The sequence below is a fragment of the Salmonella sp. FC25216 genome (assembly GCF_057751355.1).
This window is the reverse complement of the sequence record NZ_JBDGON010000005.1, coordinates 41,264-66,457: the sequence shown is the minus strand read 5'-3', so window position 1 is coordinate 66,457 and position 25,194 is coordinate 41,264. Positions and strand designations below refer to the sequence as shown.

The 25,194-nt window shown below is 53.6% G+C and carries 22 protein-coding genes and 1 pseudogene; 8 read left to right on the top strand and 15 right to left on the bottom strand.

Annotated features, from left to right (window positions below; all coding sequences use genetic code 11):
• Positions 1-47: 47 nt before the first annotated feature.
• From hutH to hutI, 5 genes are all read right to left on the bottom strand, one after another.
• On the bottom strand, positions 48-1,568 hold the full coding sequence (hutH, locus tag AC3G3F_RS11665; RefSeq protein WP_070801867.1) for a histidine ammonia-lyase: 1,521 nt from the start codon (positions 1,566-1,568) through the stop codon (positions 48-50).
• A gap of 1 nt (position 1,569) precedes the next feature.
• Positions 1,570-3,255 carry a urocanate hydratase gene (gene hutU / locus AC3G3F_RS11660; protein WP_488395018.1) on the bottom strand — a complete coding sequence of 562 codons (1,686 nt, stop codon included), beginning with the start codon at positions 3,253-3,255 and terminating at the stop codon, positions 1,570-1,572.
• A gap of 196 nt (positions 3,256-3,451) precedes the next feature.
• The gene (locus AC3G3F_RS11655; RefSeq protein ID WP_023248183.1) at positions 3,452-4,177 is read right to left on the bottom strand and encodes a histidine utilization repressor; all 726 of its coding nucleotides are present in this window, start codon (positions 4,175-4,177) and stop codon (positions 3,452-3,454) included.
• A 45-nt stretch (positions 4,178-4,222) separates the two neighbouring features.
• Entirely contained in the window at positions 4,223-5,164 is a 942-nt protein-coding gene (gene hutG / locus AC3G3F_RS11650) for a formimidoylglutamase (RefSeq protein WP_488395016.1), read from the bottom strand.
• Positions 5,161-6,384 carry an imidazolonepropionase gene (gene hutI, locus AC3G3F_RS11645; RefSeq protein ID WP_053529655.1) on the bottom strand — a complete coding sequence of 408 codons (1,224 nt, stop codon included), beginning with the start codon at positions 6,382-6,384 and terminating at the stop codon, positions 5,161-5,163. The genes hutG and hutI overlap by 4 nt, the downstream gene beginning before the upstream one ends.
• Positions 6,385-6,621: 237 nt before the next feature.
• On the opposite strand from hutI, the gene AC3G3F_RS11640 reads away from it, so the two are divergent.
• Positions 6,622-7,905 (top strand): putative acyl-CoA thioester hydrolase, encoded by a 1,284-nt coding sequence (locus tag AC3G3F_RS11640; protein WP_023248186.1) that lies wholly within the window; start codon positions 6,622-6,624, stop codon positions 7,903-7,905.
• Positions 7,906-7,998: 93 nt separating this feature from the next.
• On the opposite strand, the pseudogene AC3G3F_RS11635 reads toward AC3G3F_RS11640, so the two are convergent.
• A pseudogene (locus AC3G3F_RS11635) lies at positions 7,999-8,402 on the bottom strand (hydratase); the annotation flags it as partial.
• A gap of 249 nt (positions 8,403-8,651) precedes the next feature.
• Positions 8,652-9,647 (bottom strand): 6-phosphogluconolactonase, encoded by a 996-nt coding sequence (gene pgl, locus AC3G3F_RS11630; protein WP_079795964.1) that lies wholly within the window; start codon positions 9,645-9,647, stop codon positions 8,652-8,654.
• 163 nt (positions 9,648-9,810) lie between these two features.
• On the opposite strand from pgl, the gene AC3G3F_RS11625 reads away from it, so the two are divergent.
• The gene (locus AC3G3F_RS11625) at positions 9,811-10,629 is read left to right on the top strand and encodes a pyridoxal phosphatase (protein WP_088734682.1); all 819 of its coding nucleotides are present in this window, start codon (positions 9,811-9,813) and stop codon (positions 10,627-10,629) included.
• Here AC3G3F_RS11625 and modC read toward each other — a convergent pair whose 3' ends face one another.
• From modC to AC3G3F_RS11605, 4 genes are all read right to left on the bottom strand, one after another.
• Complete coding sequence (gene modC / locus AC3G3F_RS11620; RefSeq protein WP_088734190.1) at positions 10,630-11,688, bottom strand: molybdenum ABC transporter ATP-binding protein ModC; 1,059 nt, start codon at positions 11,686-11,688, stop codon at positions 10,630-10,632.
• 2 nt (positions 11,689-11,690) lie between these two features.
• The gene (modB, locus tag AC3G3F_RS11615) at positions 11,691-12,380 is read right to left on the bottom strand and encodes a molybdate ABC transporter permease subunit (RefSeq protein ID WP_000604021.1); all 690 of its coding nucleotides are present in this window, start codon (positions 12,378-12,380) and stop codon (positions 11,691-11,693) included.
• Positions 12,380-13,153, bottom strand: coding sequence for a molybdate ABC transporter substrate-binding protein (modA, locus tag AC3G3F_RS11610; protein ID WP_488395014.1), 774 nt, complete (start codon positions 13,151-13,153; stop codon positions 12,380-12,382). Before modA ends, modB begins: the two co-directional genes overlap by 1 nt.
• A 166-nt stretch (positions 13,154-13,319) precedes the next feature.
• The gene (locus AC3G3F_RS11605) at positions 13,320-13,469 is read right to left on the bottom strand and encodes an AcrZ family multidrug efflux pump-associated protein (protein ID WP_053510115.1); all 150 of its coding nucleotides are present in this window, start codon (positions 13,467-13,469) and stop codon (positions 13,320-13,322) included.
• 128 nt (positions 13,470-13,597) lie between these two features.
• Here AC3G3F_RS11605 and modE point away from each other — a divergent pair, with 128 nt between their 5' ends.
• From modE to galM, 6 genes are all read left to right on the top strand, one after another.
• Entirely contained in the window at positions 13,598-14,386 is a 789-nt protein-coding gene (gene modE / locus AC3G3F_RS11600) for a molybdenum-dependent transcriptional regulator (protein ID WP_088734192.1), read from the top strand.
• Between the two features lie 67 nt (positions 14,387-14,453).
• Complete coding sequence (gene modF, locus AC3G3F_RS11595; RefSeq protein WP_488395012.1) at positions 14,454-15,926, top strand: molybdate ABC transporter ATP-binding protein ModF; 1,473 nt, start codon at positions 14,454-14,456, stop codon at positions 15,924-15,926.
• Between the two features lie 213 nt (positions 15,927-16,139).
• On the top strand, positions 16,140-17,156 hold the full coding sequence (gene galE / locus AC3G3F_RS11590) for a UDP-glucose 4-epimerase GalE (RefSeq protein ID WP_053510119.1): 1,017 nt from the start codon (positions 16,140-16,142) through the stop codon (positions 17,154-17,156).
• A 10-nt stretch (positions 17,157-17,166) separates the two neighbouring features.
• Positions 17,167-18,213, top strand: a complete 1,047-nt coding sequence (gene galT, locus AC3G3F_RS11585) for a galactose-1-phosphate uridylyltransferase (RefSeq protein WP_079817492.1) — start codon at positions 17,167-17,169, stop codon at positions 18,211-18,213.
• 2 nt (positions 18,214-18,215) lie between these two features.
• Positions 18,216-19,364 (top strand): galactokinase, encoded by a 1,149-nt coding sequence (gene galK, locus AC3G3F_RS11580; protein WP_218504960.1) that lies wholly within the window; start codon positions 18,216-18,218, stop codon positions 19,362-19,364.
• Positions 19,358-20,398, top strand: a complete 1,041-nt coding sequence (galM, locus tag AC3G3F_RS11575; protein WP_023248199.1) for a galactose-1-epimerase — start codon at positions 19,358-19,360, stop codon at positions 20,396-20,398. Before galK ends, galM begins: the two co-directional genes overlap by 7 nt.
• 37 nt (positions 20,399-20,435) lie before the next feature.
• Here the strand turns inward: galM and chbG are convergent, their stop codons facing one another.
• Genes chbG through chbC form a run of 4 tightly spaced genes read right to left on the bottom strand, consistent with a single transcriptional unit; the run spans position 20,436 to position 24,745 of the window.
• Entirely contained in the window at positions 20,436-21,182 is a 747-nt protein-coding gene (gene chbG, locus AC3G3F_RS11570) for a chitin disaccharide deacetylase (RefSeq protein ID WP_023248200.1), read from the bottom strand.
• Between the two features lie 15 nt (positions 21,183-21,197).
• Positions 21,198-22,550: a 6-phospho-beta-glucosidase gene (locus tag AC3G3F_RS11565; protein ID WP_070801865.1), complete on the bottom strand. Its 1,353-nt coding sequence runs from the start codon at positions 22,548-22,550 to the stop codon at positions 21,198-21,200.
• The gene (gene chbR / locus AC3G3F_RS11560) at positions 22,547-23,374 is read right to left on the bottom strand and encodes a transcriptional regulator ChbR (protein WP_023248202.1); all 828 of its coding nucleotides are present in this window, start codon (positions 23,372-23,374) and stop codon (positions 22,547-22,549) included. Before chbR ends, AC3G3F_RS11565 begins: the two co-directional genes overlap by 4 nt.
• Before the next feature lie 12 nt (positions 23,375-23,386).
• Positions 23,387-24,745: a PTS N,N'-diacetylchitobiose transporter subunit IIC gene (gene chbC / locus AC3G3F_RS11555; RefSeq protein WP_023248203.1), complete on the bottom strand. Its 1,359-nt coding sequence runs from the start codon at positions 24,743-24,745 to the stop codon at positions 23,387-23,389.
• Positions 24,746-25,194 lie beyond the last annotated feature (449 nt).

The window sequence follows — 25,194 nt, the reverse complement described above, 5'->3', positions numbered from 1 at the left end:
CCAACGGGTTGGGTAGGTCGAGTAACCGCCTCGCCATGCGGCAGCATTCACATAAAGTCCGGCACCAGACGCTGTAACGCGCCTTGCGCCAGCAGCGTCGTCGCACACTCAATATCGGGCGCGAAAAAACGATCCTGCGTATAGTGCGCCACCTGTTCGCGCAGTATCTGCCGCGCCTGTTCCAGTAACGGGCTGGAGGTTAACCCTTCCCGTAAATCTATCCCCTGACAGGCAGCCAGCCACTCCACGGCAATGACGCCGCGGGTATTCGCCGCCATTTCCCAGAGTCGCCGCCCTGCCGACGGGGCCATTGAGACATGATCTTCCTGATTCGCCGAGGTCGGCAGGCTATCCACGCTGTGCGGGTGCGCCAGCGCTTTATTCTCGCTGGCGAGCGCCGCGGCGGTGACCTGGGCAATCATAAAACCGGAATTAACGCCGCCATTTTTCACCAGAAACGGCGGTAGCTGCGACATATGTTTATCCATCATCAGCGCGATGCGCCGCTCCGACAGCGCGCCGATTTCCGCTATCGCCAGCGCCAGATTATCCGCCGCCATAGCGACCGGTTCAGCATGGAAATTACCGCCGGAGATCACCTCCCCCGCATCGGCAAAGACCAGAGGATTATCGGACACCGCGTTGGCCTCAGCTAATAGCACCTCTTTCGTCTGGCGTAACTGGGTCAGACAAGCGCCCATCACCTGCGGCTGGCAACGAAGGGAATACGGGTCCTGAACTTTATTGCAATGGTGATGTGATTCAGCAATGGCGCTGGTATCGGTCAACAGATGCCGGAACAACCGCGCGGCGTCAATTTGCCCCTGCTGTCCGCGCGCGGCATGAATACGCGCATCAAAAGGACGGCGCGATCCCAGTACGGCTTCGGTGGTCAGCGCGCCGCAGACGACGGCGGAGGCAAATAACTCCTGCGCCTCAAATAAGCCGCGCAGCGCGAAGGCCGTTGACGCCTGGGTGCCGTTAAGCAACGCCAGCCCCTCTTTGGCCGCCAGCGCGACAGGCTCCAGTCCGGCCTTTTTTAGCGCCATCTGCGCCGGAAGCCATTCGCCCTGCCAGCGCGCTTTTCCTTCGCCAAGCAGCGTCAGCGACAGATGCGCCAGCGGCGCTAAGTCGCCCGACGCGCCGACCGACCCTTTTGCCGGAATCAGCGGATACACTCCGGCATTCACCAGAGCGATGAGCGCTTCTATCACGCTCAACCGAATCCCGGAAAACCCGCGTGCCAGACTATTGATTTTCAATACCATGATCAGACGTACCATCGCGTCATCCAGTGGGTCGCCTACGCCCGCTGCGTGAGACAACACCAGCGATCGCTGTAGATTTTGCAAGTCTTCATCGGCGATGCGCGTCTGCGCCAGCAGGCCGAAACCGGTGTTGATGCCGTAGGCGGTACGCCCTTCGGCAACGATACCATTGACGCACGCGACGCTGGCATTAATGCCGTCAATGGCGCTGGCGTCCAGGCGAAGCTGTACCGGATGACGCCAGACGTCGTACAGTTGAGAGAGGCTTAACTGCCCCGGAGTGAGTGTCATGGTATTCATATCAGCCTTTCCCCTGCGTCGCCGCAACCATGGGTAGATGTAAACCTTGCTCAACAGCGCATTCCACCGCGAGATCATACCCGGCATCGGCATGGCGCATGACGCCCGTCGCCGGATCGTTGTGTAACACGCGGCGAATACGCGCAGCGGCCTCGTCAGTGCCATCACAGACAATCACCATACCGGCGTGTTGCGAAAAACCCATCCCCACCCCACCGCCATGATGGAGCGATACCCATGTCGCCCCGCTGGCGGTATTGAGCAACGCATTTAACAACGGCCAGTCGGAAACCGCGTCGGAACCGTCGCGCATCGCTTCGGTTTCACGGTTAGGGCTGGCGACAGAACCGGAATCCAGATGATCGCGGCCAATCACAATGGGCGCGGATACCTCGCCGCAGCGCACCATTTCGTTGAATGCCAGCCCCAGTTTTTGCCGCCACTCCAGGCCTACCCAGCAGATACGCGCCGGTAGTCCCTGAAAATGAATGCGCTCGCGCGCCATATCCAGCCAGTGATGCAGATGTTTATCCTCAGCCACTATCTCTTTGACTTTGGCATCGGTTTTATAGATATCCTGCGGATCGCCGGACAGCGCCACCCAGCGAAACGGCCCGATTCCTCGACAAAAAAGCGGACGAATATAGGCTGGCACAAATCCCGGAAAATCAAAGGCGTTTTCCACCCCCATCTCTTTCGCCATCTGGCGAATATTGTTGCCATAGTCAAAGGTCGGCACGCCCATTTTACTGAATGTCAGCATCGCCCGAACGTGCGCCGCCATTGAACGTTTCGCCGCCTGCATCGTCCCCTGGGGATCGGATTGCGCGTTTTCCTGATACTCCTCCCAGCGCCAGCCGGAAGGCAAATAGCCATGTAGCGGATCGTGGGCGCTGGTCTGATCGGTCACCAGGTCCGGGCGCACGCCGCGATTAACCAGCTCCGGCAGGATATCCGCCGCGTTCGCGCACAGGGCCACGGACACGGCTTTCCCCTCGCGGCTGTAGTGCGTAATGCGGGCCAGAGCGTCATCCAGCGTGGCGGCCTGCTCATCCACGTAGCGAGTACGCAGACGAAAATCGATACGGCTTTGCTGGCATTCAATCGTCAGCGAACACGCTCCGGCCAGCGTCGCAGCTAGCGGTTGCGCGCCGCCCATGCCGCCCAGTCCGGCAGTAAGCACCCAACGTCCCGCCAGCGTGCCGTTATAGTGCTGACGCCCCGCCTCGACAAAGGTTTCATATGTTCCCTGCACGATTCCCTGGCTGCCGATATAGATCCAGCTTCCGGCCGTCATCTGACCGTACATCGCCAGCCCTTTCGCATCCAGTTCGTTAAAGTGTTCCCATGTCGCCCAGTGGGGGACAAGGTTGGAGTTGGCGATTAATACCCGCGGCGCGTTGTCGTGCGTTTTAAATACGCCGACCGGTTTGCCAGACTGAATAAGCAACGTTTCGTCCGCCTCCAGCCGGGTGAGCGCATCAACAATAGCGTCATAGCATTCCCAGTTGCGCGCGGCGCGACCAATTCCGCCGTAGACCACCAGCTCATGCGGATTTTCCGCCACATCAGGATCAAGATTATTCATTAACATCCGCAGCGGGGCTTCAGTTAGCCAGCTTTTCGCCGTTAATACCGTGCCTCTGGGAGCGCGGATAGTCTGCTGACGACACTTACTTTCAGGCATAGCAATGACTCCTCATTATTATCGGTCTGCCATCGCCGAATAACGCTAAAACGTCACTATCAGGCACTGCCGCAGACCCACAGATAAGAACCAGACATATACTTGTCTATACAAGTAAGAACAAGAGTAAAATTAACAAAAATGATACAATTTCGTTATATTGTGTCAGCAATCACGTTTTCCGGCAGCGGCCCGCTCAGGAGATAAATCGTCCCTGTAACCGGTAGCGCGACCCGGGGAAAAGTAAGCGGGCGTGAGAGACAATCTGCGACGCGGACCAGGTCGTGCGACGAATGAGCAGGCAGGGCTCATGCTCTTTGATAGTTAACCACGCGCACTCTTGCGCCGTGGCGCGCACCGCCTCCACAATATGTTCCCCTTCCGTTAGCGGCGCGATCCGCGACAAATAAGCGTGTGGAGTGGTCTGACGGTAATCCTGCGTCAGGTAATCCACGGCAATATCCGCATTCACGCAGCGATCTTCAATTTGTACCGGCAGATCGTTTTCATAATGCACCATGATGGAATGGAAAATGACATCGCTCTCATTGACGTTGAGAGCGCTGGCCTGTACGACGTTTGCCCGCACGCGCTCCAGCGTCAGTACCTCACAACGATGCTGATGATGACGGGCGGCAATCTCCTCGGCGATACTGCGGACTTCAAACAGCGCGGACTGGCCTTTTGGTTCGGCGACAAACGTCCCCACGCCCTGTAAACGCACCAGCCAGCCTTCATCCGTCAGCTCGCGTAGCGCCCGGTTGATGGTCATTCGGCTAAAGCCATACTGGGCGACCAGCTCGGCTTCAGACGGAATGCGATCGTGCGGTTGCCAGACGCCGCCGGCAATTTTTTTACAGATGTCCTGTTTCACCGTTTCGTAAAAAGGGGCAGGTGCAGAACGGGATCGGGATGAATACATGCGTGAAGCCTTCCTTATGCAGATAGTATTTTCCGGGATGACAGATTAACGCCACCAGTGCGCAATTTGCCAGCCAAGCCGCGCCGCCACGCGCGCCGCTGCGCCATCTTCATCAAAGTGTGGATTAAATTCAACCAGATCCGCCGCCTGTAATTTTCCGCTGCGGCAAACCGGCTCAATTAAACGCAGAACCTGTATCAGCGGCACGCCCGGAGCGGCGGGAGCGGAGACGGCCGGCATTTCCCAGACAGGCAATACGTCGAGATCGATAGTCAGATAAATTTTATCCACCTTGTCGATAAACTGCGTCATCTGCGCCAGAGCGTCATGGCAGTCCAGATCCTCCACCACGGTAACATTCCGCCGCGTCGCTTCCCGCCATAACGCCCGCGTATTCGCCGCACGGCTCACGCCGAAACAGGCATAATGAAACGCGCGGCGCTGCGCGTCGCATAGCTGCGCCAGTTGACGAAACGGCGTACCGGACGTCGCCCGATCGGCCTGACGGAGATCCAGATGCGCATCAAGATTAATGATCCCTATGCTCTCCTGCGCAAACGCGTCCAGCACACCCGCGCCGTGTCCAAACGCGGTTTCATGACCGCCGCCCAGCACCAGCGTGTGCATCCCGGCCCGCAGACAACGGCTTACCGCATCGCGCAAAGCCTGCTGCGCGCCTTCCAGATCGGGCGTCGGCGCAACCCAATTGCCTAAATCCACCAGCCGCTCATGACCATCATGGCAGGCCATATTCGCCAGCGCTTTACGCAACGCGTCCGGGGCGCCTGCCGCGCCGGGACGGCCTGCATTGCGTTTTACCCCTTCATCGCAGGCAAATCCCATTAACGCGATCTGTTGCGGCCAGTTTTCGGGCACAAAAGCCTCGCTGCGCGTTACGGTCTGAAACAGACGCCGCGCATCCGGCGCTTCTGTGCTGTCATCGCGCCCCTGCCAAAGCGCCAGGGAAGCCGGATACCATTGCATCATGTGATTTGCCCCCGGTATACCCGCTGATATAAAGGATTACGTCCCGGCTCATACACTATCTCTACCGGTTGTTCAGCATCCCATACGACAAAATCCGCCCGGTAGCCGGCCCTGATCTGCCCATGCGTCGCCTGTCTTCCTAGCGCGCGTGCGGCATGGCGTGTAACGCCCACCCATGCCTCTTCCGGTGTCAGACCAAACTGTACGCAGGCCATGTTCATCGCCAGATGCAAACTGCAAAACGGGCTGGTGCCGGGATTGAAATCGCTGGCGACGGCGACAGGCACCTGATAGCGGCGTAGCAGTTCCACTGGCGGACGCTGCGTCTCGCGCAGAAAATAAAACGCGCCGGGCAATAGCACGCCGACAGTACCGCCGTCACGCATCGCCGCGACGCCCGCTTCATCAAGATATTCGATATGATCCGCCGATAAGCCCTGATAACGACTCACTAACTGCGCGCCGCCCAATAGCGAAAGCTGCTCAACATGGCCTTTAACGGGAATACCTAACGCCTGCGCCGTCTGCAATACGCGCTCACTCTGCGCCACATTAAAGCCGACACTCTCGCAAAAGAGGTCTACCGCATCAAATAGCCCTTTTTTCCATAGCTGCGGAATCATCGTCTCGCAGACCAGAGCGATGTAGCCGTCCGGATCGTCACGATACTCCGCTGGCGTGGCATGAGCGGCAAGCAGCGTGGGGCTAATGTCGATAGCGTTTTCGGCGGCAAGCTTTGCAGCGACGCGCAACAGCTTTTCTTCTGTCGCCAGTTCCAGACCGTAGCCGGATTTAATCTCCAGCAGCGTGACGCCTTCGTTGGCAAGACGCATCATGCGTTCGCGCGCCAGCCAATAGAGCGTCTCCTCCGCACAGGCGCGGGTCGCTGATACCGTCGCGTTAATGCCGCCGCCCTGAGCGCTAATATGCTGGTATGACGCGCCGTTAAGCCGCTGTTCCCACTCTCCGGCGCGGTTGCCGGCAAACACCAGATGCGTGTGGCAATCGATAAGTCCCGGCGTTACCAGTCGTCCCTGCATATCATGAATATTGTCCCCGCTGACGGGAAGCTGCGTCTCTGGCACGATATCGCAAATATGCCCTTCGCGCACAATCAGCGCCTGGTTATCCACCAGCCCATACGGGGCTTGCCGCTGCGGGTCCATTGTCGCCAGCCTGATGTTTCGCCAGACAGTATCGCCCGGTAAAAGTTGCCGCATTCCTGTCGCTCTCTTGCCTGTCATGAGTTGTATAGACATTTATTTTCTTTCTGCTCCAGATTGTCAACTCAAAGTGCGAAAGTTGTTACTTAATTGTGACAAAACCATCTAATGCTAAAGGTGTTTCCAGCCTGAAAAGGAACTTTTTACCTTTTCGCCTTCCCGTTTCGTTCAACTTAGTATAAAAAAGCAGGCTTCAATGGATGTCATTTAACTTTTTCAAGCCCGGAGCAACCTGTGAATACATTATCGGTTTCCCGTCTGGCGCTGGCAGTGGCTTTTGGCGTGACGCTGAGCGCCTGTAGCTCTACGCCACCCGATCAGATCCCTTCCGATCAAACCGCGCCTGGCACCGCCTCGCGCCCGATTCTGTCGGCAAAGGAAGCGAAAAACTTCGTTGCGGCGCACTATTTTGCCTCCCTGACGCCGAATACCGCCCCGTGGTCGCCGTCGCCGATTACCCTACCCGCGCAGCCTGACTTTGTCGTGGGTCCGGCAGGTACGCCTGGCGTTACGCACACCTCGATTCAGGCCGCCGTCGATGCGGCAATGGTTAAACGCACGAACAAACGCCAGTACATCGCTATTATGCCGGGCGACTATCAGGGGACCGTGTATGTTCCCGCCGCGCCGGGAAGTCTGACCCTGTACGGGACCGGTGAAAAACCGATCGATGTGAAAATTGGTATGGCGATTGATGGTGAAATGAGTGCCGCTGACTGGCGCCGCGCGGTGAATCCCGGTGGGAAATATATGCCAGGTAAACCCGCCTGGTATATGTTCGATAACTGCCAAAGCAAACACGCTACGACGATCGGTGTGATGTGTTCTGCCGCGTTCTGGTCGCAGAATAACGGCCTGCAGCTACAGAATCTGACCATCGAAAACACATTGGGCGACAGCGTCGATGCCGGAAACCATCCGGCGGTGGCGCTGCGTACCGATGGCGATAAGGTCCAGATTAACAAGGTAAATATCCTTGGCCGCCAGAACACCTTCTTTGTGACCAACAGCGGCGTGCAGAACCGTCTGCAAACCGATCGCCAGCCGCGTACGCTGGTGACGAATAGCTATATTGAAGGTGATGTGGATATGGTTTCCGGACGCGGCGCCGTGGTGTTCGATAACACCAACTTCCAGGTCGTCAACTCACGCACACAGCAGGAAGCTTACGTCTTCGCCCCGGCGACGCTGTCCAATATTTACTATGGCTTCCTGGCGATCAACAGCCGCTTTAACGCATCCGGCGATGGCGTTGCGCAGCTTGGCCGCTCGCTGGATGTCGACGCCAACACCAACGGTCAGGTGGTGATCCGCGACAGCGTGATTAACGAGGGCTTCAACGTCGCCAAACCGTGGGCCGACGCGGTCATCTCGAAACGTCCGTTTGCCGGAAATACGGGAACCGTGGATGACAAAGGCGAGGTGCAGCGTAATCTGAACGACACTAACTACAACCGCATGTGGGAATACAACAACCGCGGTGTAGGCAGTAACGTGGTGGCGGAACCTAAGCAGTAATCGCAGTTCCGGTTCAGGCTTATAAACGGGCCGCCGCATCAGATGCGGCGGCCCGTGGTTTTACTGCAAGCGGTGTTTATTGAAATTGATCAGGCTTGCCGCCTGTTCCCGCACCGAGCCGTCCCCCGGTTTAACGGCATAAATCAGGCTCCCTATCCCGGTATCCTCGGGGCGTACATTTTCCTGACCAGCAATCTGCTGAATACACGCGAACATCGGGGCCAGTTCGGCGGCCTCGCCGTCCTGTCGCCGTTTTTCCAGCGCGGCGACGGCTTTACTTCTGCCGACATAGCCCGGACGCGGTGCGAGAGGGTAAATTCCGCCAGCCCCACCGGATTTGAGCGGTAAGAGGAGGTCTCGCCGGAAGGGAGCGACTCGTCGGTGGTAGTCACCTTATCGAGAATTTTCGAGCAGACCCTGAATAGAGTATTCTCTGTCAGCGTGCCTGACGCCAGCCAGTCTTTAATGTTGGGTCCATAAATAAGCGTCTGCTGCGTCATGCGCGCCGATTCTATTTCCGTCTGGCGAAGAATATCCGCCAGATTTTCATTTAAAGTATCGCTTTCATAGACGTTGCTGGGGTGGAAAGGCAGCGCGATCATCGCCAACGCAACATCCTGCGGCCCTACATACGCCGCCGGCTGGCCGGTCAGATACACGGCGACCACATCGGGATAATCAATATCCCAGGTATCATTCAGCAGTTGTTTAACAAGCTCGCCGCCGCCATCCGGCAGACAGCGTCTTTAGTACGCGTTCACCACAACCCACATCGGCCCCTGGCCGACGGCATAACGACCTTTTTCCGTCAGCAGTCCCTGGGTGCCTGTAATTTCATAGACCGCGATATGATGTGACTTTTGACCCGCTGCAATCAGGTATTTCCCGCTGTGATCGATATTAAAGCCGCGCGGTTGGGCTTCCGTCGGCTGGAAGCCTTCAACGCTCAGTACGCTGCCGTCTTCGGAGACGCTGAAGACGGTAATCAGACTGGCGATGCGGTCACAGGCATACAGATGCCGTCCATCCGGCGTAATATGAATATCCGCCGCCCAGCGCGTATCGGAAAAATCGGCGGGCATCATATCCAGCGTTTGTACGCACTCTATCTCGCCATGCGGATTTTTAAGCTGCCAGACATCCACCGAACTGTTCAGCTCATTGACGCAATACGCATATTGTTGATTCGGGTGGAAGGCCATATGGCGCGGGCCAGCCCCTTCAACCGTATTCACTTCCGCCGGCTCCTGGGCCACCAGATGACCGTCATCGCTTAGCGTAAACAGACAAATGCGATCCTGTTTCAGTGCAGGCACCCACAGAGTACGGTTATCAGGCGTAATATTCGCCGAGTGACATCCGTCCAACCCCTCCACCACATCCACCAGCTCAACCGGCAGACCATCCTGTAAGCGCGTCACGCTGACATTACCGGCGTTATACGATCCGACAAAGACAAAACGACCATGATGATCGGTAGAAATATGGGTCGGGCTACCCGGCAGGGCGGATTCGGCGGCAAACGTCAGCGCGCCATCATCCGGCGCAATACGATACGCCAGCACACGAAACTCCGGGCGCACGCCGACATAGAGGTAGCGTTTATCCGGACTGACCACCATCGGCTGAACCTGACCGGGCACATCCACTACCTGCACCAGTGTCAGCGTCCCTTCGTGATTCAGGCTCCAGACGTGAATTTGCTGACTCTCAGGACTGGCGGTATAGACTGTTTGTTTCATGAATACTCCTTTGCATATGGCATGTAGCTGCAATGACAGGATACAGCTTAACGTAGTCGCTTTTGACGGCAAATGCTGAATTCAGACGCAGAATTTTGTCTGCTTACCGTCCCGGTGTACTATGCCGACAGACGGAATTATTACTCTTAATCTGGAAAAAATTATGACTGCACGCGTGATTGCCCTCGATTTAGACGGAACGTTATTAACTCCGCAAAAAACCTTACTCCCCTCCTCACTCGATGCGCTTTCACGCGCCAGAGAAGCGGGCTTTCAACTTATCATCGTTACCGGCCGCCATCATGTTGCTATTCATCCTTTTTATCAGGCGCTGGCGCTGGAAACACCTGCTATTTGCTGCAACGGCACCTATTTGTATGATTATCAAGCGAAAACGGTGCTGGATGCCGATCCTATGCCCGTGGATAAGGCGTTGCAGTTGATTGATTTACTGGATGAGCATCAGATTCACGGCCTGATGTATGTTGATGACGCTATGCTTTACGAGCGCCCGACCGGTCACGTCGTGCGTACCTCCCGGTGGGCGCAAACCTTGCCGCCGGAACAACGTCCGACCTTTACGCAGGTCTCTTCGCTGGCGCAGGCGGCGCGCGACGTGAATGCCGTGTGGAAGTTTGCGCTTACCGATGAAGATATTCCCAGGCTACAGCGGTTCGGTCAGCATGTTGAACAGGTGCTGGGCCTGGAGTGTGAATGGTCATGGCACGATCAGGTGGATATCGCGCGCAAAGGCAACAGTAAAGGCAAGCGCCTTACCCAGTGGATAGAAGCGCAGGGAGGGTCAATGAAGAATGTGATCGCTTTCGGCGATAACTACAACGACATCAGTATGCTGGAGGCGGCAGGCACCGGCGTTGCGATGGGCAACGCCGATGAGGCGGTGAAAGCGCGCGCTGACGTCGTGATCGGCGATAACACTACCGATAGCATCGCCAAATTTATATACACCCACCTGCTATAGTCAGGCGGTGATAGAAACGCTTTTCACCTGCGCGTAAAGCCACAGGCCAGGCTTGATATTCAGCTCATCCCTGGCCCACGGGCTTATTCGCGCCCACAGCGTTCTGCCGCCTATCTCAAGCTGGACTTCCACCTGTCCGTTATCGTCATAACAATTCGCCACTTTTGCCCGCAATACGTTGCGGATACTGGTCTGCTGCGGCGGCTGTAGTACCAGCGAGACATCCGACGCCTGTATACGAATACGCAGTGTGGATTGCAGCGGCTGACTGAGTTTATTCACCCACAGGTGCTGGTCGCCAAGCGCCAGGGCGGTCATAGCGTAATGCGGGTGATGCTCCAGTACGCTGACTTTCAGAATACTGCTCTGTTGCTCTTTTGGCAGCCACGGGTGCATGACGCTGCTTCCCCAGACCTCTTCCAGCGGGCCAAACGCTTTAACCTGACCGTCTTCCAGCACCATGACTTTATCCGCCAGGTGGAGAATTTCATCGAGAGAATGGCTGACATACAGCATGGGAATATTGATTTCCCGCGCCAGCCGTTGCAGGTACGGCAGTAATTCGCGTTTACGCGGGATATCCAGCGAGGCCAACGGTTCGTCCAACAACAACAGCTCCGGGGCGGTGAGCAATGCCCGGCCTATCGCCACGCGCTGTTTTTCTCCGCCGGACAAGCTCCCCGGCAGGCGGTCAAGCAACGCCTCAATTCCCAGCAGTGACACCAGTTTGTCAAACTGACCGCTCATGCTTTTCGCCATGCCATAGCGCAAATTGCCGCGTACTTTGTAATGAGGGAACAGGCGCGCATCCTGGAAAACATAACCGATGCGGCGTTTTTCCGGCGTTAAACAGATGCCGTTTTCCGCGTCATGCAACACCCGGCCATTCAGCGCAATGCGTCCTTTTTGCGGGCGAGTCAAACCGCTGATGGCATTAATCAGCGAGGTTTTTCCTGCGCCGGAGACGCCAAAGATAGCCGTGATTCCACTGGCTGGCAGCGTTTCGTTGAGGGTTAAACAGTGCGTTCCCAGCGTCTGGGAAAAATTAAGCTCCAGCATGGTTAGCGCCCCGTCCGTTCACGGCTAATCCGCGCCAGCCATTCAGAAATCAGCAGCGAAATCAGAGCTAATACAATCGAAATCACGCACAGCCTCGCCGCCGCGCTCTCCCCGCCAGGCGTCTGGATCAAGGTATACATGGCGGAAGGTATGGTGCGGGTTTCGCCCGGAATATTGGAAACAAAGGTAATGGTCGCGCCAAATTCGCCAAGCGAACGGGCAAACGCCAGCACCGTACCGACAATAATGCCCGGCAGGGTAAGCGGTAAGGTGATAGTCAGAAAAACGCGCCAGCGCCCGGCGCCCAGCGTTCTGGCGGCCTGTTCAAGCTTGATATCCACACCCTCCAGCGCCAGCCGAATGGCCCGCACCATCAGCGGGAAGGACATCACCGCCGCCGCCAGCACGGCGCCTCGCCAGCTAAAGGCAAACGTGAGACCGAACCAGTCATACAGCCACTGACCAATAAACCCGCGTCGCCCCATCGACACCAGCAGCAGATAGCCGACCACCACCGGCGGCAGCACCAGCGGCAGATGCAGGACGCTATCAAGTAAGGCTTTGCCCGGAAACCGGCATCGCACCAGTAACCAGGCAAAAAAGATCCCAAACGGCAGGCTAAACAGCACGGCCAAGGAAGACACTTTCAGGCTAAGAAAGACAGCCTGCCATTCTGGATCGGTCAGTATCATTACTTCGTCGTAAATCCATAACGTTTAAAGATTGCCGAGGCCTGCGGTCCTTTCAGGTAATCATAGAACGCGCTGACGGTTGCATTTTTATGCCCATCCACGATAGCGATGGGGTATTCCACTTTTTTATGTGAATCTTCCGGGAACGTCGCCACCACGTTGACTCCCTTGCTGGCGACCGCATCAGAACCGTATACAATGCCCAAAGGCGCTTCGTTACGTTCGACCAGCGCCAGCGCGCCGCGCACATCTTCGCCCGGCGCCAGTTTCGGTTCAAGCGTTTGCCATACGCCCAGCTTTTGCAGCGCTTCTTTGGCATAAATTCCCGCCGGTACGTGTTGCGGATCGCCCACCGCCAGACGCCCGCCGTTCAGCAGACGAATCCAGTCCGTTTTGTTGTCGATGGTAAACGGTTTCTGCTCGCTGGCTTTCGGCGCCACCACCACCAGGCTGTTGCCAAGCAATGTTTCACGCGTCGCGGTATCCACCGCTTTTTTATCGGCTGCGTAATCCATCCACTTTTGGTCAGCAGAGATGAACAGGTCCGCCGGCGCGCCCGCTTCTATCTGGCGCGCCAGTGTTGAAGAGGAGGCGAATGAGGAGACCACATCCACATTTTTCTCTTTTTTATATTCTGCCGCAATGTCTTGCATCGCGTTCGTTAGCGACGCGGCGGCAAATACGGTAATCTTGCCTTCATCCGCCAGCGCATGACCAGCGATGGCGAAAGATAATGTAGCCCCTGCGACCAGGCGTAACCAGGAATGAGCCATCTGTAACTCCTTTTGTGTTCCGTTATGTAAATGATAATATAACGATAATTCCAGGGGTTTCCCAGCGGTTATTCATACCCATTAACGATTAAACACAGAAAATATCGGCAGGAAAAGCAGGATCTTGAGTAACAAAAACGCCCGACTGAGCGGGCGTTTGGGGAAATCAGCGGTTCTGTCTGGACTGGTCTTTCTGACCGATACCGGAAAAAATGTTGAACACCTCACCCAGACCGTAAATCAGACCGAGGATGACGGCCATCACTACCGGTACCATGATGACGGCAAATACCAGACTTTTTAATAACTCTAACATGGGCAACTCCAGATATAGTCCTTTTTATATTCTAACCGCATAACCCAGAAAAGCACTCCCCTTTTGTGCGGTCGGCTTTGCGCTGGCGCGCTTTTCAGTCACAATAGCCTTTTTACCAGGAGCTGGTTATGCAGGCCGAAATCCTTCTTACCCTGAAACTTCAGCAAAAGCTTTTTGCCGATCCCCGACGTATCTCTCTGCTGAAACACATTGCGCTTTCCGGCTCTATTAGTCAGGGCGCGAAAGACGCGGGAATCAGCTATAAGAGCGCCTGGGATGCGATAAATGACATGAACCAGCTTAGCGAACATATGCTGGTTGAACGCGCGACGGGCGGCAAAGGCGGTGGCGGCGCGGTATTAACCCGCTATGGCCAGCGTCTGATCCAGCTTTACGATCTGCTGGGCCAAATTCAGCAAAAAGCGTTCGATGTGTTAAGCGACGATGACGCCCTGCCGCTTGACAGTCTGCTGGCCGCCATCTCCCGCTTTTCACTGCAAACCAGTGCCCGCAACCAGTGGTTCGGCACCATTACCGCACGCGATCGCGATCAGGTACAACAGCATGTCGACGTGTTGCTGGCCGACGGCGAAACGCGGCTCAAAGTCGCGCTGACGGCACAAAGCGGCGAACGACTCGGTCTGGAGGAAGGTAAAGAAGTGCTGATCCTGCTAAAAGCGCCGTGGGTTGGCATTACCCGGGATGCAACCATTGCGAGCGCCGCTGACAATCAGTTGTCGGGAACGATTAGCCATATTGAGCGCGGCGCAGAACAGTGTGAAGTGTTGATGGCGCTGCCGGACGGCCAGACGCTGTGCGCCACTATACCCACTGCGGATGCCGCTACGTTAAAGGAAGGCGATGACGTTATTGCCTGGTTTAATGCGGACAGAGTGATTATTGCGACGTTGTGCTAAGCACATTGACATCCGTTGCCGAAAGACGTATCCCTGTCATTCATCGCTGCAAAAAATGGGATGCAAAATGTCATCATTGCAAATTTCGCAAGGCACGTTTCGTCTGAGCGATACAAAAACACTTCATCTGGATTCGCTAACGCTAAATGCGGGCGATAGCTGGGCATTCGTTGGGGCTAACGGGAGCGGGAAGTCGGCACTCGCCCGCGCGCTGGCGGGTGAACTGCCGCTATTAAAAGGCGAACGCCAGTGTCGGTTTACCCGCATTACTCGTCTGTCCTTTGAACAATTGCAAAAGCTGGTCAGCGATGAGTGGCAACGTAATAACACCGATATGCTCAGTCCTGGCGAAGAAGATACCGGGCGCACTACCGCGGAAATTATTCAGGATGATGTTCACCATCCCGCCCGCTGTGAGATGCTGGCGCAGCAGTTCGGCATTTCCGCTTTACTCGACAGGCGTTTTAAATACCTTTCTACCGGCGAGACACGGAAAGCGCTGCTGTGTCAGGCGCTGATGTCTGAGCCGGAGTTATTGATCCTCGATGAACCGTTCGACGGGCTTGACGTGGTCTCCCGTCAACAACTGGCGCAACGCCTGACGGCGTTGAGCCAGGCGGGTATTACCCTGGCGCTGGTACTCAACCGTTTTGATGAAATCCCGGACTTTGTTCAGTTTGCCGGCGTGCTTGCCGACTGTACGCTGGCGGAAACCGGAACGACGGCAGAGTTGCTGCAACGGGCGTTGGTCGCTCAACTCGCGCACAGCGAGCGTCTGGCCGACGTACACTTACCCGAACCGGACGAACCTCCCGCCCGCCATGCGTTACCCGATGGCGAACCACGGATCGTACTTAACGATGGCGTGGTCTCGTATAACGATCGCCCTATCCTCCACCATCTAAGCTGGCGAGTAAATCCGGGCGAACACTGGCAGATCGTCGGTCCTAACGGGGCGGGTAAGTCTACGCTGCTTAGCCTTATTACTGGCGATCATCCGCAAGGCTACAGCAACGATCTCACTCTGTTCGGTCGGCGGCGAGGAAGCGGCGAAACGATTTGGGATATCAAAAAACATATCGGCTACATCAGCAGCAGTTTACATCTGGAGTACCGCGTCAGTACCACGGTGCGCAATGTCATTCTCTCCGGCTATTTCGATTCTATCGGCATTTACCAGGCCGTTTCAGACAGGCAACGAAAGCTGGCGCAACAGTGGCTGGATATTCTGGGAATCGATAAGCGTACGGCGGATGCCCCCTTCCACAGCCTCTCCTGGGGACAGCAGAGGCTGGCGCTGATCGTGCGCGCGCTGGTTAAGCATCCGACAGTGTTGATACTGGATGAGCCGCTGCAAGGGCTCGACCCGCTGAACCGCCAACTGGTACGCCGTTTTGTCGATGTATTAATTCGCCAGGGAGAGACCCAACTGCTGTTCGTTTCCCATCATGCAGAGGATGCGCCTGCCTGTATTACCCATCGGCTGGAATTTGTGCCAGAAGGCGACCACTATCTCTATCGGCAATCTACGTTACCTTAATGCCAACCGGGGCGTGTGAAGCGCCCTTTTTTCGTGCTTTTTCAGATAAAAGGCGTGATCATTCTAAAATCCATTGATTTATCATCAAATTATTGGCGACTATTTGTGAGCTAACTCAAGTGTAAACGATTCCACTAATTTATTACATGTCACACTTTTCGCATCTTTGTTATGCTATGGTTATTCCATACCATATGCTTAACGGAGCGAATTATGAGAGTATTGGTTACAGGTGGTAGCGGTTACATTGGAAGTCATACCTGTGTGCAATTGCTGCAAAATGGTCATGACGTCGTCATCCTCGATAACCTCTGCAACAGCAAGCGCAGTGTACTGCCCGTTATCGAACGTCTGGGCGGTAAGCACCCGACCTTTGTCGAAGGCGATATTCGCAACGAAGCGCTTATAACCGAAATTCTGCACGATCACGCGATTGATACCGTGATTCACTTTGCCGGCCTGAAAGCCGTCGGCGAATCGGTCGCCAGGCCGCTGGAGTACTATGACAACAACGTCAACGGTACGCTGCGGTTGATCAGCGCAATGCGTGCGGCCAACGTTAAAAACCTTATTTTTAGCTCCTCCGCCACTGTTTATGGCGATCAGCCCAAAATTCCTTACGTCGAAAGTTTTCCTACCGGCACGCCGCAAAGCCCCTATGGCAAAAGTAAATTGATGGTAGAACAGATCCTCACCGATCTGCAAAAAGCCCAGCCGGAATGGAGTATTGCGCTGCTGCGTTATTTCAACCCGGTCGGCGCGCACCCGTCGGGCGACATGGGAGAAGATCCGCAAGGTATTCCGAATAACCTGATGCCCTATATCGCCCAGGTCGCCGTGGGTCGTCGCGAATCGCTCGCCGTTTTCGGCAACGATTACCCGACCGAAGATGGCACCGGCGTGCGCGATTACATTCACGTTATGGACTTAGCCGACGGGCACGTCGTGGCGATGGAAAAACTGGCGGACAAACCCGGCGTACATATTTATAACCTCGGCGCTGGCGTCGGCAGTAGCGTACTGGATGTGGTCAACGCCTTTAGTAAAGCCTGCGGTAAGCCCATTAATTACCACTTCGCACCGCGTCGCGACGGCGATCTGCCAGCGTATTGGGCGGATGCCAGCAAAGCCGATCGCGAGCTGAACTGGCGTGTCACCCGCACGCTTGACGAAATGGCGCAGGACACCTGGCACTGGCAGTCACGCCATCCGCAGGGATACCCAGATTAAGGATGTTGTTATGACCCCATTTAATCCCATCGATCATCCACATCGTCGTTATAACCCGCTTACCGGTCAGTGGATTCTGGTTTCGCCGCATCGCGCAAAACGCCCCTGGCAGGGGGCGCAGGAAACGCCGTCTCAGCAAATACTACCGGCGCACGATCCGGACTGCTTCCTGTGCGCGGGCAATACGCGAGTGACTGGCGATAAAAATCCCGATTACAAAGGGACTTACGTCTTTACTAACGATTTCGCGGCGCTGATGACCGACACGCCGGATGCGCCGGACAGCCACGATCCGCTGATGCGCTGTCAGAGCGCGCGCGGCACCAGCCGCGTGATCTGCTTTTCTCCCGATCACAGTAAAACGCTGCCGGAGTTGAGCCTGCCCGCGCTGACGGAAATCGTGAGAACCTGGCAGACGCAGACCGCCGAGTTAGGCAAAACCTATCCGTGGGTGCAGGTCTTTGAAAATAAAGGTGCGGCGATGGGCTGTTCGAACCCGCATCCGCATGGACAGATCTGGGCCAACAGCTTTCTGCCGAATGAGGCCGAACGCGAAGATCGTTTACAAAAAGCCTATTTCACCGAGCAGCGTTCGCCAATGCTGGTGGATTATGTACAGCGAGAACTGGCGGACGGCAGCCGTACCGTGGTCGAAACCGAACACTGGCTGGCGGTGGTGCCTTACTGGGCGGCGTGGCCGTTCGAAACGCTACTGTTACCCAAAACGCATGTCCTGCGCATTACCGATTTAAGCGACGAGCAGCGCGACTCTTTGGCACTGGCGTTGAAAAAGCTGACCAGTCGTTATGACAACCTGTTTCAGTGTTCCTTCCCCTACTCAATGGGCTGGCACGGCGCGCCGTTTAACGGTGAAGAAAACGCGCACTGGCAGTTGCACGCGCACTTTTATCCACCGCTGCTGCGCTCTGCGACCGTCCGTAAATTTATGGTCGGCTATGAGATGCTGGCGGAAACCCAGCGTGATTTAACCGCAGAACAAGCGGCTGAACGCCTGCGTGCGGTCAGCGACATCCATTTTCGCGAATCCGGAGTATAAAAATGAATCTGAAAGAGAAAACGCGCTCTCTGTTTGCTGAAATTTTCGGCTACCCTGCCACCCACACGATTCAGGCGCCAGGCCGCGTCAATCTGATCGGCGAGCACACTGATTACAATGATGGTTTTGTTCTGCCCTGCGCTATCGATTACCAGACCGTAATTAGCTGTGCGCCGCGCGACGATCGTACCGTGCGGGTGATTGCCGCCGATTACGATAATCAGGTGGACGAATTTTCACTGGATGCGCCGATCGTGACCCACGACCGCCAGCAGTGGTCTAACTATGTGCGCGGCGTAGTGAAACACCTGCAACAGCGTAACAACGCGTTTGGCGGCGTGGATATGGTCATCAGCGGCAATGTGCCGCAGGGCGCCGGGTTAAGCTCCTCCGCCTCGCTGGAAGTGGCGGTGGGCACCGTCTTCCAGCAGCTTTATCACCTGCCGCTGGACGGCGCGCAAATTGCGCTCAACGGACAAGAGGCCGAGAACCAGTTTGTCGGCTGTAACTGCGGCATTATGGACCAGCTCATCTCTGCGCTCGGCAAAAAAGATCATGCGTTGCTGATTGATTGCCGTACGCTCGGCGCCAAAGCGGTTTCCATGCCGAAAGGCGTCGCCGTGGTGATCATCAATAGTAACTTTAAGCGCACTCTGGTGGGCAGCGAGTATAATACCCGCCGTGAACAGTGCGAAACCGGCGCCCGTTTCTTCCAGCAGCCGGCCCTGCGCGATGTCAGCCTCGAGGCGTTCAATGCCGTTGCCAGCGAGCTGGACCCGGTAGTCGCAAAACGCGTTCGCCATGTATTGAGCGAAAATGCGCGCACCGTTGAAGCAGCAAGCGCGCTGGAGAAAGGTGATTTGCAACGTATGGGCCAACTGATGGCGGAATCCCATGCCTCGATGCGCGATGATTTCGAAATTACCGTCCCGCAGATAGACACGCTGGTAGACATCGTCAAAGCGACCATCGGCGATAAAGGCGGCGTGCGCATGACCGGCGGCGGCTTCGGTGGATGTGTTGTCGCGCTGATCCCGGAAGATCTGGTTCCCGCCGTTCAGCAGGCCGTTGCGCAGCAGTACGAAGCGAAAACCGGTATCAAAGAAACCTTTTATGTATGCAAACCGTCGCAAGGAGCAGGACAGTGCTAAATGAAACGCCCGCACTAGCCCCCGATGGTCAGCCGTACCGCCTGTTAACCCTGCGCAACAGCGCAGGGATGGTGGTAACGCTGATGGACTGGGGAGCCACTCTTCTTTCTGCCCGTATTCCGCTGTCTGACGGCAGCGTTCGGGAAGCATTGCTGGGCTGTGCCAGCCCGGAACACTATTCTGAACAGACGTCGTTCCTCGGCGCCTCTATTGGCCGTTACGCGAACCGTATCGCCAATAGCTGCTATACGTTTGCCGGCGAAACCGTACAGTTAAGCCCAAGCCAGGGCGAAAACCAGCTACACGGTGGACCGGAAGGCTTTGACAAGCGCCGCTGGCAAATTGTGAATCAGAACGATCGCCAGGTATTATTCGCGCTCACCTCTGATGACGGCGACCAGGGCTTTCCCGGCCATCTTTGCGCCACGGCGCAATATCGTCTGACCGATGACAATCGAATCTCCATCACCTACCGTGCGACGGTCGATAAACCCTGTCCGGTGAATTTGACTAACCACGTCTATTTTAATCTGGACGGCGATCGGACCGACGTGCGTCAACATAAGCTGCAAATTCTGGCGGATGAGTATCTGCCAGTAGATGAATACGGTATTCCACGTCAGGGGCTAAAATCGGTGGCCAACACCTCATTTGACTTCCGGATGCCAAAAGTCATCGCCAGCGAGTTTCTCGCCGATGACGATCAGCGCAAGGTTAAAGGCTACGATCATGCTTTCCTGCTACAGACGCAGGGTGATGGCAAAAAGCCGGCGGCCCGTCTGTGGTCACAGGATGGAAAGCTACAAATGATGGTTTACACCACTGCCCCGGCGTTACAGTTTTATTCCGGCAATTATCTGGCGGGTACGCCTGCCCGCGGGCCAGAACCTTATGCAGACTGGCAAGGGCTGGCGCTGGAAAGCGAACTGCTGCCGGACAGCCCGAATCATCCTGAATGGCCGCAGCCTGACTGTATCCTTCGCCCCGGCGAGGAGTACGCCAGCCTGACCGAGTATCAGTTTATTCCGTCCTGACGATATGCCCGGCGACGCTAATCCGCCGGGCTATTTATTACAGATCGTTGTAGGTTCCCAGGCGGAAACCTTGCGCCAGAATATCTTGTTTCAACGTCGCTGACGTCAGCACGTCCAGCTCATCCAATCGCGGATAACAATAGCTGCTTTGCAGAGCAATTTTATCGATAAATCCCGGGTGGCACATCAGCTCAACGGACTGTTCTTTCCCTGCTGCTGCGCGTGTCAAAGCCGCAAGAATAAAATGGGCTGAGACATTCTCTGCATAAAAATTGCTGATAAAGTTATCAACGCCTTTTACGCCTTGCGTAGAAATAGCGTGCTGTCGATCGAGACGCAACGGAAGTCCGGTTTCTCCCGCAAATCGTACAACATGCTTCCAGACCTGGGGAATAAAATGCGCATGGTGATGGCTATCAATATGCGTAGGCGCTCGTCCAAAGAGCCGGACAAAACCTTCATACTGCCTGTGTAATTCAGTCACTAGTTCATCATCCTGAATTTTCCCTTGTGCGGCGGCCTGCCAGAGCCATTTCCCCAGCATACCTTCTCTTTCCAGCGAAGGCATACTGGACAATGGCGCGCCAAAACTGAGAACAAAATGCAGACCCACGCCAAGCAAAGGAAAATCGGCGCTAATTGCTGCCGCATGTTCAATACCATCGGCATTCATCATAGCCGTTGTTGACGTAACCAACCCGTGACGATGCGCTTCAATAATGCCGTAATTTATGCCAGGACTTAAACCAAAATCATCGGCATTAACAATTAACAGTTTCGTCATTATTCTGACCTTCTATTAATGATCTCGCTGGCGAAGCAAGTTGATCGCATCAGCAAATTGAGGCAAATACGGCTGGTTAGCAAGCAGCATCTCCCGCGCCAATATTTCAGCGCCCTGATCTGAACCGACTAAAGGATTGAGATTGAGCGCCAGTAATACATCATCCATTCGTCCGCTCAAGGCCGCATTGGCGGTTGCAATTTCAAAAATTTTTATCGTGTAAATTAATCCTAAAACTTTCTCGTCAAAATGTGTGATGCGTGGATGCGGTGTAGCCCCATTCTTGCCTAACAGGCAGGTCATTTCTACGGACCAGTCCACAGGAATATTGTTGATATGACCATGATGAGGCACGTTAATATAATGTTCCGTTTGTTTATCATTATAAATTGCATTGATAACCTCACACGCCGCATCGGAATAATAAGAACCACCACGAGATTCCAGTTCCGCAGGCTTACTATTCTGTTCAGGCTTTTTATAAATCCCGAATAGCTGTTTTTCCAATTTCTGTACAACCTGCGCACGAACACTGCCTTTGTAATACTCTCCCATTTCTATTGCCAGCATTTCTTTAGATTTAAAATAATAAAGTAGATAGGAGCATGGCAGTAAATTGAGCGAACGCAGTAGCCCTCCACTAAATGGCAGGCTAAATATGTTTTTAACCGAACTGCCGCTTATAGTACCGGATGTTACCAGATTCATTACCTCAGCAAAACGTGACTGCCCGTTTACCCAAATATTGCCGATAAATACTAAATGATTGAGGCCAAACAGATCGATAGAAAGCGAGTCTTCTTTTGTTAATGACAGAAGGTCCTCAATGAGCATCCGCATCCCTACCGGGACGTTGCAGACGCCAATAAAACGTTTGAAACGAGTATGTCGATAGACGGCTTCTGTTACCATCCCGGCAGGGTTGGTGAAATTAATAATCCACGCCTGAGGACAAATCTGCTGGACATCTTTCACAATATCAAAAATAACGGGAATGGTGCGTAACCCTTTAAATAACCCGCCCGCACCATTAGTCTCTTGCCCAAGATAACCATGTGCCAGTGGGATACGCTCATCCTGCTCACGCGCCTTTAGCTGACCAACCCGGAATTGTGTTGTGACGAAATCCGCATCCTTTAACGCTTCCTGTCGATTTAAACTTTTATAAATCGCTATCGGCACTCCCGCCTGTGCGACCATACGTTGGCAAAGCGCAAAAATAATATCGAGTTTTTCGCTACCTTCTTCGATATCCACCAGCCATAACTCACTGACAGGTAACTCATCATAGCGTTTAATAAATCCATCAAGAAGTTCAGGAGTGTAACTACTTCCTCCTCCAATAGTCACTACTTTTAATTTTTTCATATATACTCCTGCTGTGAGCTCGCCAATTTCCGTCGGTAATTGCCTGGGGTGAATGAGGTCATTTTCTTAAAGTTATTGATAAAAATTCCAGGACTACTAAATCCGGCCTCAAAAGCAATATCAGCAACCGAAAAATTAGTGGTCTCCAGTTGTTTTTTACAATAGTTGATCCGAATAGCATTTATTATCTGGCCGGGCGTCTTGTGATAATAACGATTAGTAGCCCGTGTAAGATAAGATTGCGTTTTCCCGGAAAGCCTTACCATATTATTCAACGCATCATCGGAAAACATTGATTTTTTGTGCATGTCGCTGACGAGTTGTTTTAGCCAGCCGGGTATTGCATCCGACCGTGAATTATCCTCATAATGCTGCAAACGATTGACGATATAAAAAGTGAGTAATTTATTGAACTCATCACATTCTCGTTGATGAATATCCATTGTTGATAAGGTCTGCTCTATAAAAGTTAAGAAAGCATTAGACATTGCATAAGGCTGAGACGCCACAAAACATGACGGGAGTATCGCCAGATAGTGTTCATCAAAATAGCGTCTACCTACCCCCATATTTAATATTCGCGTAACTCCATAGTCATAAAACGTTTGATGGTAAGACCCTACCGGGATAAAGACAAAATCACCACGTTCCAGCATTACACGTTTACCATTTATCTCCTGACTACAGCTTCCTGTCAGAACTAGCGTAAATTCATAGTAGTCATGCTGATGCAGTCCACTCACACTCTCCGTTTTGTCCAAAATAAAGAAATAAAAATCTTTACCTTTTAAAAACTGGCTTTCATGTACCGTGTTGATTTCCATGTTCACACCTCATCAAAATTTTAAGGCATTGGCGATATCTTCTTCGCTCTCATCCTCATCAATAATGTTTTGTGCTTTATTGGCAATAATGACAAAAGGGAGATAAATTAAGGTCGCTATGGCAAGGTTCACTAATGCCATAATGAGTGCAGCGATACTGCCGTTAGAATTGAAGAATGCCCCCAGCCCTACTGGCATTGTCCACGGCGCAAAATTTGTAGAGGGTGGAATAATACCTACTGAATAGACTAATAATGTGATACCAGCCAGAATAGGCTGAATGAGTACGAAGGGAATCATTAACGCCGGATTCATGATAATGGGCAGGCCAAACAGAATCGGCTCATTAATATTAAACAGTCCGGAGGGTAATGCCATCTTAGCTACCTGCCGATAGTCAGCACGGCGTGAGGCGATAAAAATAGCGAAAATCAGACTCAACGTTGCACCAGTCCCGCCGAGATAGACGTAAGACTCCAACATTGGCCCGGTCCAGAAATGAAAGGTTTTACCCGCAGCCAGCGCTGCGTCGATAGAACCATACTCAGTATAGGTCGCCATATTTTCCATTCCCCATGGGCCCAGAATTCCACTATTGAGCGCAGTTAATGCCAGTCCTCCATGTACGCCAAAAAACCACAGTAAGGCATTAAATATCACATATGCCCATCCAACGATGCTACCGAGCGACGCTAGTGGTGTCGCAATCGAATTCATAATCACCTGATGAAAATGGGTGCCAGCCAACGACAGCCCCCATGCAATCAGTCCCATCATGAAAAGAATAATAAAACCTGGGATTAATGCCGTAAATGAGCGCGAAACCGATTCCGGTACGCTGTCAGGTAATTTGATAACCCAGTTCTGACGGATAATAAAAGTGAATATCTCAGCAACGACCAGACCAATAATAATACCCGATATAATATTTGCGCCGCCAAGCCAGTTTGCGCCAATAGCGCTAACATCTCCTACTGTAAACGGCGTAACCGTCATAAAAGAGGCAATCGATAATAAGCCGGCAGCGAGCGCATCCACTTTACGCTCTTCAGCCAACGCCATGCCAATAAAAAATGGCGTCATCAATGACATTATTCCCAACGTTCCATTATATACGCTACTGCCTATAACTTTTAGTTGTTCCAGTGATGCAAGAGTATTCGCATCCAGGCGAATACCCATAGACCAGAAAAATGATCCTTCACCAAAATTCAACAAAACATTATTTATCAGAACAAATATCGCTCCAACAAGCGTTAATGGCATTAGCCTGATAAAACCATTTTTAATAGCGTTAACATGTATCTGTTTACCCAGCGTTACCGCAACAGGTAAAATCACCCTTTCCAGGGAACTTATTGCGCCAGACATAATGAATACCCTCAAATGGAACACTTGATATGGAAAAAATGTAAACCTCTTTGACGGATAAAAACACAAACTGAATATTTCTCTCTGAATGACAAACAGGATACATGAGGCCCCTAAAAGGCAGTAATGAGCCAGATCCATAAATTCTTTTTCATTGACCTTTTGACATGACGATTTTCACATTTCAGGGAATTAAGTAGAAGTACTAAGCCAATGAGCAAGGTGAGAGAATCTTCGCGAATAGCTTGTTTAGTCACCAATAGCGGCAAGATTTAATTTGGTCTGATGACCTGGGTTATACCTGATGGATTCTCACTCTTAGTACCTAAACACAACCTCTCATTAACACATACCTTACACTCAAGCCCAATTTTCGCTATTGTATAAGGATAAGCGTTGCCGCTGATGCATTACGGCAATATAATGAGAATTATTATCATTACATATGA

Coding starts and splice junctions, on each gene's coding strand:
- hutH (WP_070801867.1), bottom strand. CDS start 1,568: ATGAATACCATGACACTCACTCCGGGGCAGTTAAGCCTCTCTCAACTG.
- hutU (WP_488395018.1), bottom strand. CDS start 3,255: ATGCCTGAAAGTAAGTGTCGTCAGCAGACTATCCGCGCTCCCAGAGGC.
- AC3G3F_RS11655 (WP_023248183.1), bottom strand. CDS start 4,177: ATGTATTCATCCCGATCCCGTTCTGCACCTGCCCCTTTTTACGAAACG.
- hutG (WP_488395016.1), bottom strand. CDS start 5,164: ATGATGCAATGGTATCCGGCTTCCCTGGCGCTTTGGCAGGGGCGCGAT.
- hutI (WP_053529655.1), bottom strand. CDS start 6,384: ATGCGGCAACTTTTACCGGGCGATACTGTCTGGCGAAACATCAGGCTG.
- pgl (WP_079795964.1), bottom strand. CDS start 9,647: ATGAAACAAACAGTCTATACCGCCAGTCCTGAGAGTCAGCAAATTCAC.
- AC3G3F_RS11625 (WP_088734682.1), top strand. CDS start 9,811: ATGACTGCACGCGTGATTGCCCTCGATTTAGACGGAACGTTATTAACT.
- modC (WP_088734190.1), bottom strand. CDS start 11,688: ATGCTGGAGCTTAATTTTTCCCAGACGCTGGGAACGCACTGTTTAACC.
- modB (WP_000604021.1), bottom strand. CDS start 12,380: ATGATACTGACCGATCCAGAATGGCAGGCTGTCTTTCTTAGCCTGAAA.
- modA (WP_488395014.1), bottom strand. CDS start 13,153: ATGGCTCATTCCTGGTTACGCCTGGTCGCAGGGGCTACATTATCTTTC.
- AC3G3F_RS11605 (WP_053510115.1), bottom strand. CDS start 13,469: ATGTTAGAGTTATTAAAAAGTCTGGTATTTGCCGTCATCATGGTACCG.
- modE (WP_088734192.1), top strand. CDS start 13,598: ATGCAGGCCGAAATCCTTCTTACCCTGAAACTTCAGCAAAAGCTTTTT.
- modF (WP_488395012.1), top strand. CDS start 14,454: ATGTCATCATTGCAAATTTCGCAAGGCACGTTTCGTCTGAGCGATACA.
- galE (WP_053510119.1), top strand. CDS start 16,140: ATGAGAGTATTGGTTACAGGTGGTAGCGGTTACATTGGAAGTCATACC.
- galT (WP_079817492.1), top strand. CDS start 17,167: ATGACCCCATTTAATCCCATCGATCATCCACATCGTCGTTATAACCCG.
- galK (WP_218504960.1), top strand. CDS start 18,216: ATGAATCTGAAAGAGAAAACGCGCTCTCTGTTTGCTGAAATTTTCGGC.
- chbG (WP_023248200.1), bottom strand. CDS start 21,182: ATGACGAAACTGTTAATTGTTAATGCCGATGATTTTGGTTTAAGTCCT.
- AC3G3F_RS11565 (WP_070801865.1), bottom strand. CDS start 22,550: ATGAAAAAATTAAAAGTAGTGACTATTGGAGGAGGAAGTAGTTACACT.
- chbR (WP_023248202.1), bottom strand. CDS start 23,374: ATGGAAATCAACACGGTACATGAAAGCCAGTTTTTAAAAGGTAAAGAT.
- chbC (WP_023248203.1), bottom strand. CDS start 24,745: ATGTCTGGCGCAATAAGTTCCCTGGAAAGGGTGATTTTACCTGTTGCG.